This window comes from Streptococcus infantis SPAR10, assembly GCF_000279535.1.
Classification (GTDB): Bacteria; Bacillota; Bacilli; order Lactobacillales; family Streptococcaceae; genus Streptococcus; species Streptococcus infantis_I.
Genome location: NZ_ALCH01000005.1, coordinates 18,561 through 35,890, shown reverse-complemented (window position 1 = coordinate 35,890; position 17,330 = coordinate 18,561). Strand labels below are relative to the sequence as shown.

Annotated in this window: 15 protein-coding genes and 1 pseudogene; 2 read left to right on the top strand and 14 right to left on the bottom strand. The window is 39.7% G+C overall.

Annotated features, from left to right (window positions below; all coding sequences use genetic code 11):
* Positions 1–314: 314 nt before the first annotated feature.
* The 8 genes from SPAR10_RS08790 to SPAR10_RS08755 all read right to left on the bottom strand — a co-directional run bounded on the left by SPAR10_RS08790 (position 315) and on the right by SPAR10_RS08755 (position 7,767).
* Positions 315–1,583, bottom strand: a complete 1,269-nt coding sequence (locus SPAR10_RS08790) for a chloride channel protein (protein WP_025170569.1) — start codon at positions 1,581–1,583, stop codon at positions 315–317.
* 2 nt (positions 1,584–1,585) lie between these two features.
* Complete coding sequence (locus tag SPAR10_RS08785; RefSeq protein ID WP_004253136.1) at positions 1,586–2,395, bottom strand: purine-nucleoside phosphorylase; 810 nt, start codon at positions 2,393–2,395, stop codon at positions 1,586–1,588.
* Entirely contained in the window at positions 2,395–2,952 is a 558-nt protein-coding gene (locus SPAR10_RS08780; RefSeq protein WP_004253133.1) for a DUF1697 domain-containing protein, read from the bottom strand. The genes SPAR10_RS08785 and SPAR10_RS08780 overlap by 1 nt, the downstream gene beginning before the upstream one ends.
* A gap of 1 nt (position 2,953) precedes the next feature.
* Complete coding sequence (locus tag SPAR10_RS08775) at positions 2,954–4,165, bottom strand: phosphopentomutase (RefSeq protein WP_004253132.1); 1,212 nt, start codon at positions 4,163–4,165, stop codon at positions 2,954–2,956.
* 23 nt (positions 4,166–4,188) lie between these two features.
* Positions 4,189–4,872 (bottom strand): ribose-5-phosphate isomerase RpiA, encoded by a 684-nt coding sequence (gene rpiA, locus SPAR10_RS08770; protein ID WP_004253130.1) that lies wholly within the window; start codon positions 4,870–4,872, stop codon positions 4,189–4,191.
* A 104-nt stretch (positions 4,873–4,976) separates the two neighbouring features.
* Entirely contained in the window at positions 4,977–5,906 is a 930-nt protein-coding gene (locus SPAR10_RS08765) for a peptidase U32 family protein (RefSeq protein ID WP_004253128.1), read from the bottom strand.
* 111 nt (positions 5,907–6,017) lie between these two features.
* On the bottom strand, positions 6,018–6,698 hold the full coding sequence (locus SPAR10_RS08760; protein WP_004253116.1) for an ABC transporter ATP-binding protein: 681 nt from the start codon (positions 6,696–6,698) through the stop codon (positions 6,018–6,020).
* A gap of 13 nt (positions 6,699–6,711) precedes the next feature.
* Positions 6,712–7,767, bottom strand: coding sequence for an ABC transporter permease (locus SPAR10_RS08755; protein ID WP_004253108.1), 1,056 nt, complete (start codon positions 7,765–7,767; stop codon positions 6,712–6,714).
* 369 nt (positions 7,768–8,136) lie between these two features.
* On the opposite strand from SPAR10_RS08755, the gene SPAR10_RS08750 reads away from it, so the two are divergent.
* The gene (locus SPAR10_RS08750; protein WP_004253106.1) at positions 8,137–8,412 is read left to right on the top strand and encodes a DUF3270 family protein; all 276 of its coding nucleotides are present in this window, start codon (positions 8,137–8,139) and stop codon (positions 8,410–8,412) included.
* Positions 8,413–8,438: 26 nt separating this feature from the next.
* Here SPAR10_RS08750 and SPAR10_RS08745 read toward each other — a convergent pair whose 3' ends face one another.
* The 3 genes from SPAR10_RS08745 to SPAR10_RS08735 form a co-directional block, all read right to left on the bottom strand.
* Complete coding sequence (locus SPAR10_RS08745) at positions 8,439–9,773, bottom strand: sensor histidine kinase (RefSeq protein ID WP_004253105.1); 1,335 nt, start codon at positions 9,771–9,773, stop codon at positions 8,439–8,441.
* Entirely contained in the window at positions 9,766–10,437 is a 672-nt protein-coding gene (locus SPAR10_RS08740; protein WP_004253103.1) for a response regulator transcription factor, read from the bottom strand. The genes SPAR10_RS08745 and SPAR10_RS08740 overlap by 8 nt, the downstream gene beginning before the upstream one ends.
* A 115-nt stretch (positions 10,438–10,552) precedes the next feature.
* On the bottom strand, positions 10,553–13,099 hold the full coding sequence (locus SPAR10_RS08735) for a M1 family metallopeptidase (protein ID WP_004253102.1): 2,547 nt from the start codon (positions 13,097–13,099) through the stop codon (positions 10,553–10,555).
* A 651-nt stretch (positions 13,100–13,750) separates the two neighbouring features.
* Between SPAR10_RS08735 and SPAR10_RS08730 the strand changes: the two genes are divergently transcribed.
* Entirely contained in the window at positions 13,751–15,589 is a 1,839-nt protein-coding gene (locus SPAR10_RS08730; RefSeq protein ID WP_232672996.1) for a Cna B-type domain-containing protein, read from the top strand.
* Positions 15,590–15,840: 251 nt separating this feature from the next.
* Here the strand turns inward: SPAR10_RS08730 and SPAR10_RS08725 are convergent, their stop codons facing one another.
* From SPAR10_RS08725 to SPAR10_RS11260, 3 genes and pseudogenes are all read right to left on the bottom strand, one after another.
* On the bottom strand, positions 15,841–16,245 hold the full coding sequence (locus SPAR10_RS08725) for an ASCH domain-containing protein (RefSeq protein WP_232672998.1): 405 nt from the start codon (positions 16,243–16,245) through the stop codon (positions 15,841–15,843).
* A 32-nt stretch (positions 16,246–16,277) separates the two neighbouring features.
* A complete protein-coding gene (locus SPAR10_RS08720; protein WP_004253096.1) occupies positions 16,278–17,126 on the bottom strand; it encodes a putative PEP-binding protein in 849 nt (282 codons plus the stop codon).
* 77 nt (positions 17,127–17,203) lie between these two features.
* Positions 17,204–17,321, bottom strand: a pseudogene (locus tag SPAR10_RS11260) (NUDIX hydrolase); the annotation flags it as partial.
* Positions 17,322–17,330: the final 9 nt, after the last annotated feature.

Genomic DNA, 17,330 nt, shown 5'->3' with positions numbered 1-17,330 from the left:
TCAAAAAGCGAAGGGAAAATAGGAGTTGGGCGCAGTGAGCGATGCTCGCTAGACCAACTATCTTTTTCCCACTGCTTTTAGGGTGGGTTCAATTCCTTTCTTTCTTAAATTTTATGATTTAGAGGAGAGTAAACAGTATTCAGTTCAGCGAATACGGTTAACCCATCCTTTCTGTGTGTATTTTGTTCAAAAAAGCTTTCCGCTTGTGTTCAAATCTGAACACATGCTCTACCTTTCTTTATTAAATGATATTGATTATAAATTTAAAATATATTTTGGATTAGAAAAACTAGAGTATTCTTATTAATTTTCTATTATCCTTGTCTTTGGTCTAAGTATTTCTCCCAAGGGATTCGGTCCAGCATTCTAGCAAAACTAAATGCCAAATAAGCAGTCACCAAAAGAAAAGGCATAGCCTCAAATGACTGACCAGTGAAACCCATTACCAATCCAGTTGCAGACAGGGGTGCCTTCAAGGTCACAGCTAAAAAGCAAACCGAACCTAATAGTAAAACTGCTGGCTGGTTGCCACTACCTAAAAACATGGTCAAGAGTGCAGCTCCTGCCATCCCCAAGGCAAAAGATGGGGTCAAGGTACCGCCATAGGCACCTGCCCAAAGGGTGACTAAAACGACCAAGGCTTTCAAGACAAATAAGAGGATTACCGTCTTTGCATTACTGCCGTTTAAAATTTCCTGAGCCATCATACGCCCATTACCAAGTAGATGAGGGAAATGGCTAGCCAATCCAACAAGGAAAAGGAATGTTACAGGCAGAGTATAGAGTATCCGCTTGTCCTTAATTCTCTTTGAAGAAGCTTGTTTGTTGAAGCGACTAAAAAGCCAAGCGAGTGGAGTCAGGAAAAGAACTAATAAGGGAATAAGCCACATATCACCTAGTGACCAAGTCAAAGCTGGAATCTGGTAGAGAGCATGATCTGAAACAACAAAGCCTGCTATAAAGGCTGATACATATGTAGTCAGACCAACCAAGAAAAAACGTTTGACAGATAAAGCAATTCCCAAGGTTTCAAAAACGAAAAACACACTCGTTAACGGAACCTGATAGACAGCTGCTAAACCCGCACCAGCTCCACAGGCAATGAGAAAGATTTGGTCCTTCACGGAGAGAGAAAATATATTGGCAATAGGTCTTGCAAATAAAGCTCCAATCTCCCGTGGCGCAGCTTCCTTACCGATAGGCGCTCCTCCTCCAACTGCAACAATCTGCCAAATTGAATGAACTAGTTGTTTTAAAAAATGAAGTTTGTATTGTGATGTTTCATCTTTCATCTGCGCTTTGATGGAAAAAATCTTTGCTTTTCTTTGCAAGAAATACCATACCAAGGCAGAACTGACGCCTAGGATGATTAAACTGATACCTATCCGTGATGAGGCAACCCCATCTGTCAAGAATCCAGTGTTATGCTCTGTCTGACCAAAAGCAATCCCTTCGACCAGCTCTAAAAGATAATGGAGCAAAATTCCGAATATACCTGAAACTAGCCCTAGCATGATGACCGCTAGAACTAATTTGAGGTTATATGGGATCTTCTGAAGACTCCTCCTCAACTCATGTAACATGATTACAATTCAGAAAGAATCGCTTTCAGCAATCCTTTGAAGTCGCCTTTGACGCGTTCTGTCACTTCCACAACTTCTTCGTGGTTGAGCTCTTCTTGGAAACCAGCCGCAAAGTTGGTAATACATGAAATACCAAGAACTTTCAAACCAGAGTGAGCCGCGATGATAACTTCAAGAACAGTTGACATACCGACAGCATCTGCACCAAGAGTCTTATAGGCACGGATTTCAGCTGGTGTTTCATAAGTTGGACCAGTTACACCGATATAAACCCCATCATCCAGTTTAATGCCCAATTTGTCTGCTACTTGATGAGCAGTCTCACGGTATTCTGGAGTGTAAGCTTTCGACATATCAGGGAAACGTGGACCAAAGTCATCCAAGTTTTCACCGATCAATGGGTTTTGACCAGTCATGTTGATGTGGTCAGTGATAGCCATCAAGGTACCAGGACCGAAGCCGATACCACCAGCAGCGTTGGTGACAAGCACCCCTTCACATCCCAACACTTTCATGACACGAACTGGGAAAGTCACCACTTCTAGTGGGTTTCCTTCGTAGAAGTGGAAACGTCCTTGAAGGGCCAAAACTTTACGTCCAGCAAGATCACCATAAACCAATTTACCAGCATGCCCGACAACCGTCGAACGACCCCAGTTTGGAATGTCAGCGTAGTCTACAACAACTGGATTGTCAATTTCTTCAGCTAACTCTCCAAGTCCTGAACCAAGAATCAAGCCAAACTCAGGAGCTTCGATTCCTTTGCCCTTCAAAAATGCAGCTGTTTCATTGATTTTATTTAATAATGTCATTAGGTATCTCCTTCTTTATGTTTTAAAAATTGACCAATTTTGTCAAAGGTATTAGCGTTACGAATGGTAATATTGCGATAGAAAGGCATCTTAAGCAAGTGCTTATGATAAGCTGTTTTAGAGTAGCTAGCTTCTGACAATTTAGCCCAGAAAATCCCTAATTCCCCAAAATGAAGCACTTCATCGACCAGTTCCAAACTGTTCACTTTCTTGATGACTTGATCCACATCCAAGCTCTCAGTGTAAAAGAGCACATCTTTTCGAGCCATCTCATGATTCCACCAATCAGGAAGATTTCTAAGCTCCTTTTCATAGTCTTCAAGACTCAGCAAGGAAAAACTCTGAATAAATGGATAGCGTCTTTCAAAGAAAGCCTGTAAATTCTCTATTAATTTAGTTCTAGGCACAATGCTATTAAAGAAAATATTACCACTATTGATGTAGGTTTCTACATTTTCTAATCCCAACTCCGTCAATTCTTGACGCAGTTGAGCCATGACCACCTTGTTCTTTCCACCGACATTAATACCTCTAACAAGTAGAGCGTAGCGAATCATCTTAAACTAATTTATCTAAGAAACTTTCACCAATCATGGCAGTTTCAACTCCAAAGTTATCCGCAACCGTTGCTGATATGTCGGCGAAGTGTCCAACTGGAATTAATCCATTGTCTTTAAAGGATGGACTGTATGCCAAAAGTGGAATATATTCACGAGTATGGTCAGTACCAGCATAGGTTGGGTCATTTCCGTGGTCAGCAGTAATCAAAAGAAGATCGTCTTCTCTCATTGCTGCAATGATTTCTGGCAAGCGCTCATCAAACTCATGCAAACAATCACGATAGCCGTGTGGATCACGACGGTGTCCATAAAGGGCATCGAAGTCTACTAAGTTTGTAAATGAGAAGCCATGTTTGAAGTCTTCTGATTTCATAGCCTTGATCAAGTTGTCAATACCGTGGCTGTTTGATTTGTTGTGGCCCATATCGTGGTTGATACCTGCACCGTTGAAGATATCGTTAATCTTACCAACTGCATATGTATCGATACCAGCTTCGTTCAATTTGTCCAAAACAGTTGGGGCAAATGGAGATACAGCCAAGTCACGACGGTTAGCCGTACGAGTGAAGTTTCCAGGCTCACCAACATAAGGACGAGCAATGATACGTCCTAGAAGAGCTGGGCGATCAAGGGTAATTGAACGAGCGTATTCACAGATACGGTAGAGTTCATCCAAAGGAATGATATCTTCGTGAGCTGCGATTTGAAGAACTGGGTCAGCTGATGTATAGATAATCAACTCGCCAGTTTCCATTTGGCGTGGTCCAAAGTCATCGATGACAGCTGTTCCTGAGTATGGTTTGTTGGCTTCACGAATAACCTTACGTCCTGAAAATTCTTCGATTTTAGTAAGGATTTCCTCTGGGAATCCATTCCAGAAAGTATCGAACGGTTCAGTGATATTGAGCCCCATGATTTCCCAGTGACCTGTCATGGTATCTTTTCCAAGAGAGACTTCTTCTAACTTCGTAGCGTAACCAGTTGGATTGCTCTCAGCTGGAACAGTCTTCAAGGCTTGTTCACGAGGAATGTTCCCAAGACCAAGTTTTGCCATATTTGGAACATTCAAACCTACTGATTTTGAAATGTGTCCAAGCGTGTCTGATGCACCATCAGGAACACCAGCGTTGACAAAGTTATGAGCATCTGGTGCTGCACCGATTCCTACAGAATCTAGTACCACCAAGTGAATACGATTAAATTTTGGCATAGTGTGTCTCCTTTTTATTTTGATTATTTTGCTTTTGTTGAAGTTAAAATCTGAACGCCCTCTTGTCCAGCAACGATGACCTTATCCACCATTTGGTTAAACAACCCATGCTCGACGACACCAACGCCATGATCCAATTCTTGTCCCAGAGCAATTGGGTCTTCAATCACTTCCAGGGCCAAATCGATGATAAAGTTTTGCATATCCGTCACAAAACGTTGACCATCTTTTTCACGAAAGCTCGGTTTATAGCCAGTTCGTTCAAATCGACGGAAGACCTGTTCAGCACCATATTGAACAACCTCTACTGGTAATTTAAAGGCACCAAGTTTCTCTACTAGCTTACTTTCATCAACAACCCAGATATATTCTTTAGATGGAGTTGCGACAACCTTTTCCATGAGAAGGGCCCCACCACCGCCTTTGATTCCGTTAAACTGACTGTCTACTTCATCTGCACCATCAACTGTCAGGTCTACAAAGTCCACTTGATCAATAGACTTAAGAGGAATATTGAGTCCTTCTGCCTGCTTGCTGGTCACACTAGAGGTCGTTACAGCTGTAATCTGTAAGCCCTCTTCCTTGATACGACGACCTATTTCTTCTACGAAATAGTAGGCAGTTGAGCCTGTTCCAAGCCCGACAACCATACCATCTTTGACGAACTCGGCAGCTTTAATCCCTGCCATTTTTTTCAGATTTTCCACTTATACACCTCCAAATAAAGCTACTTCTATTATATCATGAATACGCTTCAAATTCATCCTTACACTAGAAAAACCCGAACATTTTATTTCGGGTTTTGTGATGTTTACTTAACCATATCAGGGTCATAGTCGTAAAATCCAGTATCCAAGAAACGATTTTTAGGATGGAGCTTGCGAACTTCTTCATCAAGCAAGAAGGCTTGGTCATGTGTAAAGTTACCTTCTTGAATCAAATTGCGCGCTTGGATAAAGAGTTTTGCAATTTCTACAAAATTTTGGCCAGGTGTATAAAGACCTTCAAGCTTCCAATGAGTGAAACCATGTTCTACTAGTTCAGTCAACTTGGTCATCAAATCAAGGTCATTGTTAGCAAAGATATGAGTCCCATGATTGTCTTCAAAAATAGAATAATGGCTCTCTGGGTCACTTGGCTCAGCCAAGAACAAGTCACGTTGACGAGATTTTTCATCATCAATCTGTGTGAAATTATAGTAGTTTTGCAAGAGTGGACGCTTAGAATGGTGGATGACACTAGCACCGTATACCAAGACCTCAGCAGGAATTTCTAAAATTTCAGGCATTTTGAAGAGTTCTGCAGATGGGATTTCACGCGCCAAAACAGCTTCTGACGCTCCTGCTTTTTGTCCCCAGAAGTTAATCTGACGACTGCTTGTGACCATGGTTGAGGCATCGTAAATCGTTTTGAAAGAATAGTTATCACGGTTAACCACATAAAAGACACCTGCGTCTCCAACTGTGATATAGTCCGTTTTGATTTCTTCTAAAAAATCCAAGAAGGGCTTGATCCGGTCCATCATGTCTTGGTGCATAAGAGCATTGACCGCAACGATTAATTCCTTACCGGCATCATGAACAATTTTTGCGATTTCACGCAATTCTTCATGGCTAAAGGTCGTTGGCAAACGAAGACCAAAATCTTTCTCACCGACATAAATTCGGTCGACACCAGCTTCAAGTAGCTGTTTTACTTGTTCAATACTTTCAGCAGTTGCTGTAATGATAATCTTTTCCATAGAGAAAATTATACCACATTTCCAAAAAATCAGCTATATAGAAAAGTGGGTCTTGTTAGTCCAAATTTTTAAAAAAAGTGAACCGTACCAATAACAGTTCACTTTTTAGATTTATGCCTGTGTCTTTTCAACAAGTCGTCCGTCATTCATCACATAAACACGGTCAACCTTATCTAGCAAGCGAGTATCATGCGTAATCATGACAACTCCCCTGCCTTGCTCATGGGCAATTGAAGCCAACATATCCGTCACTTGATAAGCACGTTGTGTATCCAAGCTAGCTGTCGGTTCGTCTGCAAGTACAATACTAGGATTATTATAAAGGGCTCTAGCAATTGCAGCTCGTTGGCGTTCACCACCAGAGAGAGCTTTGGGATAGTGATTTTGAACCTTTTCCAAATCCAACAAATTGAACAACTCTTGTCGGTCACTTTTTTCTGATTTCTTTTTATCCAAACGGTCAATTAAATCTAATTGCTCCTTAACCGTTAAAAATGGAATCAAATTTGAAGCCTGGAGGATGAAACCAAATTCACTAAAGCGCAAATCCGTTTTTTCTTTTTCAGATAAATGCCCAGTCTCTTTTCCCTTTACTAGAATCTTTCCACTTGAAGCTTCCTGAAGTTGGCCTAGAGTCGTTAAAAAGGTTGTTTTACCTGATCCAGAAGGCCCCACAATCGCTACAAACTCCCCAGCGTTTAGCTGAAAATTGGTCTCATGGAGAGCTGTAACTTTCATATTGCCTTCGCCATAAGTTTTTGTCACTTGAACCATCTCAATTAATGTCGTCATATCATTCTCCTTATCATTCTGCAATCGCTGTAATTGGATCTACTTTAAGTATACGCGGAAGCGAAATGACGCCACCTAGTAGTGCCATCAAGCAAATGACCAGGCTTAGCATAAAGTATGCCAACCAACTAGAGTAGAAAAAGAAGGTTGCAGGTAAAACTAAGATGACAGCCCAAATGGCTACTAAGGCCAATCCAATACCCAAACCAGATAGAAGAAAAATCTGACAGAAAAGGGACCATACGATGGATTTTATCTGAATCCCTTGCGCTCGCATAATGCCATAGAGGCCTAATTTTTGAATGGTAATGATGTAGATAAAAATTCCTACAATCAGACCTGTAATGACAATCATAGCCAGAATCATTCCTGAGAATACATTGACCTGAGGGGTATAGCCAGGAATTTTCGAAATCATTTTTTTAATAGAAATCTGCTTCAAGCCATCGCCAGTCACTTCTACATCATTTTGCAATACCAATGCAGAGATAGAGCGATTAGCTTTTGTTGTTCCTTGTAAATTCCAATAGGTTGTTAGGCTCGTAAAAACAACAGGTTCTGTGAAAAATTTATTTTCTCTGGTCAAACCTACAATCTTAAAACTTGTCTCACTTCCGTTGAGTTGAATAGCGTCCCCGAGTTTGATGCCGTAATTTTCAAAAGACTGATCCACTACCACTTCTTGGTCATTTTCTGGGTAACGCCCTTCAATCAAGGTTGGCGAGATAAAGCTGTCCCACTCTTGACCAAAAATAGAGACATTCATCTTGTCACTACTATCGACAAGGTTTGTCACCGCAAACATGTAGCTTAGAGGAACAGCATCCCCAGACACTTTATCTTTGTAGTCTTTTTCTGGTATAAAGGATGCAGTTAAATTATCATTTGCATAATCGGATAGCACAACTCCTGTTGCTTGCCAATTATCAATAGCAGCCCTGTTATTTCGAACAAGCCCGAGAGCCAAACTAGTCATAAAAAAGACCATAAAAGCAATAAGAAAAATAGTTGTTAGAATTAAACTGTAACGCAGTTTATTCTGTAAAATTTCTTTGATAGCAAGATACATGCCAATCTCCTTTAAGTATTCTGTTGTCGAGGGAACAAATCTCCTCTTTACCATAGCACTAAAGATAGAAAACTATCTCGTCATGAACAACTAGAATCAATTTAAAAGAATCCTGTCCTTACTTCAAAATTGAATTTATTTGCATCTGTGTATGATTTTTATTCGTTTTAACCATCAAATTTCCCCTCGTTGAAATAAGAGAAAAATAATAAAGTTTAAACGGTTTACTCATCCTATCATTTTCCCATCAGCATGTCAAGAATTCCTAAATTGGCCTTGATAACAGATTTTATGCAATTTGTAACAATCCTGTAATAATTCTCTCTTTAAAAAATGATAAAATAGTAATGTACTGTTAAGGAGAGAAATATGCCCGCAAGAAAACTACACCCGTATGAGTTAGAACAAGAAAGTATAAAAACTGCTCAGTTTCAAGATTATGTTCCAGAAAATACTTCTGTTGCTAGTGTAAAGGAAGTCCTATTTTTTGTTAACATTGCTTGCTTCTGTGTCTTTTTAGCTATCTTTAGTTTCATGTTCTTATCGCTTAAATTGAACACTGTTTTATCATTTGCTTTGGCTATCGGCCTCAGTCTTATAGCTTTACAATTTCAGCGCACTTTTATCAAGAAAAAATTCAAATAAAAACCTTCGATAAATCGAAGGTTTTTTTATTTATTCTTTCGTCTTGATGGTGTTGTGATAGCTATCTTGACTTCAAAAATTGTTCCGTTAGGTTTGTTATCTTTCACACTGATAGAGCCTTTTAAGGCATCGACAATCTGCTTAGCTAAAGACAAGCCTAAACCGAAACCACCCTTTTGCCGTGTACGTGCCTTATCCACGCGATAAAAACGATCAAAAATTTTCTTTTTATCAGCTGCAGAAATACCGATCCCATTATCAGCTACCGTTAGATAGAGGCTTCGTTCTTTCGTTGAAATCTCAAAATATATATCTCCTTCTTCTTCTGTATACTTGACCGCATTGTCAAACAGAATGGTCATCAATTGCTTGAGGAGGAGTTTATCTGTGATAATGGTGCGATGAACACGATTTTGGAAACGAAAGACACGATTATTCTCGGACGCAATCATCTCATAGTTAGTAAAGGTTGTATTAAAGAAGTCTGGCTCTACCTCTCCAAACTCAGGCTTGATTCCATCATCTCTACGTGCCAGATTGAGAAGGTTAGTCGTTAGAAACTTCATATTTCGAACTTCTTCCAAACTAGAAGCGATACTCTCACTTGACTCCATAATAGTCGCCTCTGGTTTTCTAAAAAGAGTTTCCAGACGGTTCTGAAGAACTGCCAACGGAGTCCGTAATTCATGACTGGCATTTTCCACAAAGCTTTTCTGCTTTTGCATACTTTCAAGTAAGGGTTTAACACTGACACGTGCAAGATAGAGACTGGCTAAGATAGATAGAATCCAAAAACTTGCCATTACCACCACGATTAACTGCTCGTGGTTTTGACTAATTTGCTCTAGTTGGCTTGTGTTAATCAGTATAGCAGCATACTTAATATTAGTCGAAACAGAATCAATATTCATTTCCGTTAAGACCACCCGATAAATCTCATCCTGGCCGTAGCTATTCACAACATGAAGTTGTCGGATATGGTTTAAATCCTTTTTATTGAAAGTTATTCTGTCTAATCCCAAAAAGCGATTGCCAGTCACTAATTGATTCAAATTTGAATCTAGCAAAATCACTTCAGTATTGGAACTCACATTTGGCTTTTTATCAGATGCTGAAGCGACACTGCCACTATCTAAATCCTTAACGTCTTCAGTTGCACGATTGACGGCCAATTGAATGATGTCCTGAGGATTGTTGCTGAGAGATAGCAGTTTCTCATCCACTGATGTGTAGAGACTGGAGTGCATAACCTGCAAGATAATCAAGGTCATGGCAGAGAAAATTAGGGTGAAAACACCAAAATTACGGATAAAGTAGCTAAAATCTTCTGCGTACCAATTCTTTTTTAATTTCTTAAACATGTTTTAAAATATACCCAACACTACGCAAAGTTTGGAGATTTTCAGCAAAGGCTGAACCTTTCAATTTCTTACGAACTTTTGATACATAAACTTCTACAACGGAAATGGTTGTGTCACTGTCAAATCCCCATAAACGGTCAAAGATTTGGGTTTTTGGTAAGATGACATTTTGGTTTTGGAGGAAATAGACCAAGAGTTCAAATTCTTTACCAAGCAGCTCAACAGAGGCATCTTGAACCTTAACTTCATTAGTAGATAGATTGACTGTCAAATCACCGTACGTTAAGGTATTTTCGTTAAATTTCCCTGAGCGTTTGAGAAGTGCCTGAATACGCATCTTGAGTTCTTCTAGATAAAATGGTTTGGTTAGATAGTCATCTGCTCCCAGCTCAAAGCCATGTCCTTTGTCATCAAGACTCTCCTTGGCTGTCATGATGAGAACAGGAGTCGAAACACCTTTTTCACGTAGTTCTTTTAAGACTTGGAAACCATTTTTTTCAGGTAACATCAAATCAAGGAGAATCAAATCATAGACGCCACTTTCAGCCTCGTAGAGACCTTCTTCGCCATCAAATACCTGCATAACATCTGCAAAATCATCCAAAAAATCAAAGACTGAATTTGACAGGCCTAGGTCATCTTCCACTAATAGAATTTTAATCATCAAAAATTCCTCCTTATTATATCCATTATAGCAAAAATATCTTAAAAAAAACTCAACTTTCCTTGTTTTTCTAAGAGAAAGTTGAGTTTTTATATACTATTTAGTCAAGAAGTTTTTAAGCCTTGCCATATTGTGCAACAACTGCTTCAACCGCTGCTTTTTCACGTTTAATCAATTCAACGCGCGCTGCGATATCCTTGATACCCATGCTGATATTACGGCTAAGGGCAAGATCAGAAAGTTGTGGTTCAAAGAAGGCCTTATACTCTGCCAAACGTTGTTCTGTTTTAAAGATGTGTGATGGGAAGATAACAAAGCTATCAAAGCTCATATCTCCACCAAGGGCTGCCTTGATCCAATCCCAGTTTTCACGAGCCCAAACCCAAACAGTTTCTTGGGTAGCTTGGTGTCCAAGGAATTGGAGATACCATGCTGAAAGGTCTTGTGGTTTCACGACAAATTTGTCCTTCCAAGTTGCAAGAAGAGTTTGGATGTTTTCTGCATCTGTACTGTATGCAAGCGCAGCTGCTAATTGACGTTTGAAAACTGCATCCGTTGCATGAGTGTATAGATCCAGATAAGTCGCCACCAATTCCTTAGTTTCGTGATGTTTGATCTCATTGATAAGAACTTGAGAACGAATGGCTGCTGGAAGTCCTGCAAGATTTTCTTTATGGGCTGCAAAGATTTGACTTGCTACCTGACTAGCTTCTTCATCATTTGAACGAATCATCATAGAAATGGTCAATTGACGAACCAACTCATCCTCATCTGATTCTCCGTCTTTCGCTTCAAAGCCAAGTCGCTCATAGTTGTGACGGGCCAATTTAGCAACCAGAGTGTTAAAGGCTTTCTCATCTTCTGTTCCTTCATCGATAAAGCGCTCAAGGGCAGAAATAACTTGAGAAACTGCAGCAACAACCAGGTAAGACTCTTCCTTAGCAAGTTTATCAAGGACTGGCAACAAGTCTGCATATGATACATGTCCTGCTTCAGCAAGCAAACGACGTTCTTGGACGATTTGAAGCTTACTTGTGTTATCAAGTTCAACTAATTCTGAAAGGATAGCATCCAGTAATTCACCTTGATAGTCAGTAATGTAGTGGGCAGTGTTTTCAGTGTTGAGACGAAGAGCTGTTTTGTTTTCAGCAAGAAGCGCTGCATAACCTGGGATTTCGATGCTTTCTGTTTCGAGTGTGTCTGGCAAACCTTTCCAGTTACTGTTAAGGGGTACTACCCAAAGACGGTTCTTGTCTTCATGCTCACCGATGAAGAATTGTTTTTGTGAGATCTTCAAAACATCATTTTCAACTGTAGCAGTCAAAACTGGATAACCGGGTTGCTCCAACCAAGAATCCATAAAGGCTGCTACATCACGGCCTGATGCTTGACCAAGGGCATTCCAAAGGTCACGACCAATAGTGTTTCCGTATTGGTGTTTTTCAAAGTAAGCACGCAAACCTTTAGCAAAATCAGCATCTCCTAGCCAACGACGAAGCATGTGCATGAGACGGCTTCCTTTAGCATAAACGATAGCAGAGTCAAAGAGTGTATTGATTTCATCTGGGTGTTTGACTTCGACGTGAACAGACTGAACACCATCAGTTGCATCACGTTTAAGAGCGGCTGGCACTCCACTTGTTTGGAAATCTTCAAAGATATTCCAGCTTGGCTCAATGGCATCCACACAGACGTATTCCATCATGTTGGCGAAGCTTTCGTTGAGCCAGAGGTCATCCCACCACTTCATAGTTACAAGGTTGCCGAACCATTGGTGAGCAAGCTCGTGGGCAATGACGAGGGCTACTTGTTGACGGCTGGCAAAGGTAGAGTTCTCATCCACAACCAAGTAGACTTCACGGTAAGTCACAAGTCCCCAGTTTTCCATAGCACCAGCTGAGAAATCAGGAAGGGCAATGTGGAGAGATTGAGGAATTGGGTATTTGACACCGTAGTAATCTTCGTAAAATTCAATTGAGCGAACAGCGATATCTAGTGAGAAATCAAGGTTTGAAAGTGGATGTGCCTTGGTTGAGTATACACCTACCAAAGTACCATTTTTAGTTGTAGCAGTTACCCCTTGCAAATCACCAGCTACGAAAGCTAGCAAGTAAGAAGACATACGAGGTGTAGTTTCAAACTTCCAGATACCAGTTTCTTTTCGATTTTCAACATCGATTTCCGGCATGTTTGACAAGGCAAGTTCGCCTTCTGCTTGGTCAAAACGAAGAGATAGATCAAAGGTTGCTTTCGCTTCTGGCTCATCCACACATGGGAAGGCTTCGCGGGCAAAGTGGCTTTCAAACTGCGTCGACAAAACTTCTTTCTTGACACCATCAACTGTGTAGTATGATGGATAGATTCCTGTCATGTTGTCTGTGATTTTACCTGAAAAAGCAATAACCAATTCAACTGAACCTGCTTCTGCAAGTTCGATATGAAGGGCTTCGTTTTCGTTATCAACTGTAAATGGACGAGCTTGACCTGCTACTTCAACTGAAGCAATTTCCAAGTCCTTTTGGTGAAGGGAAATACGGTCACTTTTAGCTTGACCAGTAATGGTTACTTTTCCTGAAAAAGTCTTGGTCTCACGACTCAAGTCTAAAAATAAATCATAATGTTCAGGAACAAATTTTTCGATATAATGTTCTACTGCTTGCATCATATTCTCCTATTCTAAATTTCTGAGCATATGCTCTAGTTCAAACATACCTATTTTATCATATTTTTAGTCAGAAAAAAGCTTTGAAAGTTCTTTTATAAAATTTTTGTCTTTTTGAACTAAAATAATAAGAAAACGGTTTTTATTAACACCTAGAATTTCTATATTTTAAGCCTGTTTTGGTATTTTGTCAAAACAAGTCAAAAGACTCCAAAATTTATAGGAAATTCGCACCTATTTCGTTGACTAATGCATACGTTAGTGCTAAAATTAGTGTGTTTGGTATATTAATACTTAATCTATGACAATCATTATGTTTTTTTTAATATATTGCACTTCTATTATTAGTTTTCTTCAGAAGTGAATCCAATATTTAAAAAATTCATTGGTTATTTTTTAAATATTGGATTCACGTCCATGAAATAAACTAGCAGAAAATCCCTTTTACGTTTAAAAGTCACTCTAAATGTAAATTAGTTAATAACATACGGAGTCTTAAAACTATTGCATTAATTTATCTTCAATGGAGCTGGAGTAAACTGCGATAAAGAAAGGATTTTACGTCAGAATAGGACTGTCAATTTTATTAAATGATATCAATCAACATTTTGGGTGTTATTACCAAACAAGAAGATTTTATGGAAGAAAGGAATGGAGGAACAAGTGAAAACTTTCTATAAAAAATTATTCGCGTTTGTAGCAATGTTCAGTGTAGTTGCTCTTGGTTTGTCAATCATCAAGCCAGTTTCTGCAGCAACTGTCACTCCGACTATTACAAACCTTAAAGCAGATACATCTGGTCAAAAGGTCACATTTTCTTTTGACTGGGACTTAACAGGTAAATCTGTTAAAGAAGGAGATACTTTTACCATCGACGCTCCCGAAGGTTTAAATATCACAGAACTCGCAACGCAATCACTTCAAGCCAACGGTGCTGAAGTAGCTACCTTGTCAATGACAAACAAGAAGATTACTTTTACTTTTAAAAAAGCAATCGAAGCCATGAACCAAAATGTTAAGGGTGGATTCCAATACCGAGCAGTGTGGGATAGCACTCCAGGAAATCCTGGAAACAAGACCGCCACTTCTAAAGTCGGTTCAGAATCTGTCATCATTACTCGCCCTGATGGACCTGGCGTATTTGAATCTGTTTTGAACAAGTACAACCTTGATGGTTCCTATGTAGCTAAGCAATTCAAACTAGACGTTTCTGAAAACTATGCCTGGATGAATGTTGGTGATGACTACTATCTAACAAAATGGTTCATCCGTATCAACGGAGATGGTAAGAAACAAGCCATCACAAACCCTGTTGTATCAGATAAAATCCAAGCTCCAGCCGTCGATTACTCAAAAATCACTTTTGCTCCTGCTGCAAACCACGCTGCAAATGAATTCTTTGTAGGAACTTACTTGAAACCATCCTTCACTTTAAGAAAAGGTGGACAAGTAGTTGCTTCTGGTTGGGATTTCTGGAAACATGTGAAATTCGATGCAGATGGCAATGGATTCACTGTAAACTTATCTGATGTCAGTGATGTATTTAAAACATCGTCTAGCGATGAATTGATCGTTGAATACCAAACAATCATTCCTAAGACAACTATCCGTATCGATAACAACGCTACCTTGACTTCAGATGAAATCACAACACCTCAAACAGACCCAGCCTTCTGGAACAACAATGAGTTGAAATTCTGGGTTTCTGGTGACACAACTGTGACCGTTCAGAAAGAATGGGTTGGTGACGAAGAAGCTGACCGTAAAGATATTACTGTTCAATTGTATGCTGACGGCCAAGCCTTAGAAGGGTTGACACAAACTCTTACAAAAGCTACTGGTTGGAAAGCAGAATTTACTAAATTACCAGGTATCAAAGACGGTAAGAAGATTGAGTACTCAGTAGTGGAAACAAATACACCTGAAGGTTATACTTCTAAAGTTGAAAAAATTGATGATGCAAACGTGATTAAGGTCGTCAACACATCAAACAAACCAACTACTACAACAACGACTACAGAGTCAACAACGACTACTGAATCAACGACTGCATCAACAACAGAGTCAACAACGACTACTGAATCAACAACTGCAGCAACAACGACAACAGAGTCAACAACGACTACTGAATCAACAACTGCAGCAACAACGACAACAGAGTCAACAACGACTACTGAATCAACAACTGCAGCAACAACGACAACAGAAGCTACAACAACAACTGAGGCTCCTAAGTCTACTGAAGCCCCAACACCAACTACAACAACAACTGAGGCTCCTAAGTCTACTGAAGCCCCAACACCAACTACAACAACGACTACTGAAGAACCAGGTCGTCCTGCTACAACACCAGAACCAGGTCGTTCTACTACAACAGAAGAAGGACCAAGTCTTCCATTTACTGGTGAGACTACAAGCCTAGTACTTGTATTGGCAGGTGTGGTAATCTTGGCAGGTACTGTAGTTATGAAACGTAAACTTTCTAAATAATATTAGATAAGTTTCTATAGAGAAGAGAGAGCAATGCTCTCTCTTTTTTACCGAAAAATAATCAACCAATGTAGAAGTGACGTGAATAGGGATTCAAAAGATAAACATCTTTGCAATACTTTATCCACAACTTCACTTGATAGATTCAAAAAGCGGACATGATTGTCCGCTTTTTGTTTGGCTATTTTATCATTTAAAATCAGAAAAAAGCTTTGGACGGTGATTTCCAAAACTTTCTTTCTTATAGCAGTCTATAGAGGGTAAACCTTGCGAAATTCTTCTAAAACAACCTTGCTGTCAGGTGTAAACGTCAGACCTGCTTCTCCAAAGCAGTCTTTGAAAAAGTCTTCATGAACCTGACGCCAATAAGCTAGAGATTTGTCTCCCTCACCTTCCTTGTAGGCATGGTCGGCTGACACTTGATAGAAAGGCTGAACAGAAACCTTTGTAATTTCGACAATGCAGACAGCCTGGTCTTGGCTGTCTAAAATAATATCAAAGGTCCCTTCTTGTGGAAGGGGTTCGTCCTCTAGAGCGTAAAGATCGTAAGCTGAAGCAGTTGCTGTCTTTTCGCCTCTTAGTACCAAATCTGCCAAAAGGTCTGGGGCCACTCCAAAAGCCCAATCGTCTATCTCATCTCCGATAGAGGGGTTAATTTACTTGTAGGCATTCCACATTTCTTGAGGTGTCATGGGTTGCTCCTTTGTATTTTTTTACTTTCTTCTTTTACACATTTGAGATGATCTGGATGGTCAATCTCTAAATTAAAAATCTCCGGAATAGAACTGTAGTGGATAATGCACTCAATCCCCATCTGATTCATTTTTTGTATGAAAGAAGGATTCAGATAGCCTGCTACAGCGAAATTTATCTTTTTCATCCTTGCTTTATCCTGCATCTGTCCCAGCATTTCTAACATAATGGGATTTTCCATATCATGCCATTGACTGTTTCTTATAGTCGCAAAAATAAATGAAGTCAAATCATTCATTCCCACTACAATCTTTGAAATACCAGTTTCCAGTATCCTGTCCAAGTCAAAATAAGCTGACGGCAATTCAATCATTGTTCCAACTTTTCCAGTAAAACCATGCTGGCGCAATACCCTAATAGCTTGTTTTAACTGTTCAGCATCATTCACAAAAGGAAAAATAACAGACAGATTGGGATTGGTTTGATAAACTTCTGTAACGACATGTGCCTCAGCCTGTAATTCATCTGGACACGCCAATAAACGCCTAGTCCCTCTATATCCAAATAATGGGTGGCGTTCGTCAAAATACTCTTTAGTCCCGTCTAGACTATTTGCTTCTGCATTTGTTAACTCTGAAAAACGATACCAGACTTCTTCATCTGAGTATAAATGGCAAATAGTGTCTAGATAATCTTTTACAAATTGCTGACAACTTGGTAACAGGATGTTTTGGTTGAGCTCTCTCAACAAGTATTCCCCACGAATCAAGCCGACGTGGTGCAATAAATGGGGATAAACTTTTTCAACAATTTTTTCGCCACTAAGAGCTAGTTGATTTCTCATCATTCACCTTCCAATTTCTATAGCTTGTCAGTTCTAATTCTGGAAATCTTCGTAACTCTGCCTTATCCTAGTTTCTAGCTACCACCAGGTGGATTGTAACGGTGTTGATACGGACCTATCGTTTTCTCAATGCAGAGTAATTTCCCATTCTCATAGCAAACACCATAGACACAAAAAGCGGTGTTTGATTTCCATCAGATTCTC

Coding starts and splice junctions, on each gene's coding strand:
- SPAR10_RS08765 (WP_004253128.1), bottom strand. CDS start 5,906: ATGGAAAAGATTATCATTACAGCAACTGCTGAAAGTATTGAACAAGTA.
- SPAR10_RS08780 (WP_004253133.1), bottom strand. CDS start 2,952: ATGATTCGCTACGCTCTACTTGTTAGAGGTATTAATGTCGGTGGAAAG.
- SPAR10_RS08750 (WP_004253106.1), top strand. CDS start 8,137: ATGCCCGCAAGAAAACTACACCCGTATGAGTTAGAACAAGAAAGTATA.
- SPAR10_RS08735 (WP_004253102.1), bottom strand. CDS start 13,099: ATGCAAGCAGTAGAACATTATATCGAAAAATTTGTTCCTGAACATTAT.
- SPAR10_RS08760 (WP_004253116.1), bottom strand. CDS start 6,698: ATGACGACATTAATTGAGATGGTTCAAGTGACAAAAACTTATGGCGAA.
- SPAR10_RS08730 (WP_232672996.1), top strand. CDS start 13,751: ATGGAGGAACAAGTGAAAACTTTCTATAAAAAATTATTCGCGTTTGTA.
- SPAR10_RS08745 (WP_004253105.1), bottom strand. CDS start 9,773: ATGTTTAAGAAATTAAAAAAGAATTGGTACGCAGAAGATTTTAGCTAC.
- SPAR10_RS08790 (WP_025170569.1), bottom strand. CDS start 1,583: ATGTTACATGAGTTGAGGAGGAGTCTTCAGAAGATCCCATATAACCTC.
- SPAR10_RS08755 (WP_004253108.1), bottom strand. CDS start 7,767: ATGTATCTTGCTATCAAAGAAATTTTACAGAATAAACTGCGTTACAGT.
- SPAR10_RS08720 (WP_004253096.1), bottom strand. CDS start 17,126: ATGAGAAATCAACTAGCTCTTAGTGGCGAAAAAATTGTTGAAAAAGTT.
- SPAR10_RS08775 (WP_004253132.1), bottom strand. CDS start 4,165: ATGCCAAAATTTAATCGTATTCACTTGGTGGTACTAGATTCTGTAGGA.
- SPAR10_RS08740 (WP_004253103.1), bottom strand. CDS start 10,437: ATGATTAAAATTCTATTAGTGGAAGATGACCTAGGCCTGTCAAATTCA.
- SPAR10_RS08785 (WP_004253136.1), bottom strand. CDS start 2,395: ATGACATTATTAAATAAAATCAATGAAACAGCTGCATTTTTGAAGGGC.